A 301-nucleotide genomic window follows, 5' to 3' on the forward strand; every position below is an offset into this window, starting at 1 on the left:
GTGCGGGGGGTGCCGTCCACGCCCGGGACGTGCAGCCAGGGGTAGTACAGGGTGGTGAACGACGCATCGTCCGAATCCGGGGACGCCAGATTCGTGAGAGACGCCGGCAGCCCGCCCGGTGAGGTCCAGGGCGGCCGTTCGAGCAAGGTGAGCCGGTTGCCCATCTTCACGCAGCGGCCCAACACTCGGCACATCACGGCTGCGCCCGCTGCGGGCAGCATCTCCCTGGCCCACAGCCCCGCCACGGCGAGCATGGTCACTCCCGGGACGGCCCGCCGCGCGGCCAGACCGCTGCGGGGCC

1 pseudogene is annotated in these 301 nt (G+C 73.1%); it reads right to left on the reverse strand.

Annotated elements, in window-relative coordinates:
* Window positions 1-254: pseudogene (locus tag UK12_RS42720) on the reverse strand (hypothetical protein); the annotation flags it as partial.
* Window positions 255-301 lie beyond the last annotated feature (47 nt).

The organism is Saccharothrix sp. ST-888, assembly GCF_000955975.1.
Taxonomy (GTDB): domain Bacteria; phylum Actinomycetota; class Actinomycetes; order Streptomycetales; family Streptomycetaceae; genus Kitasatospora.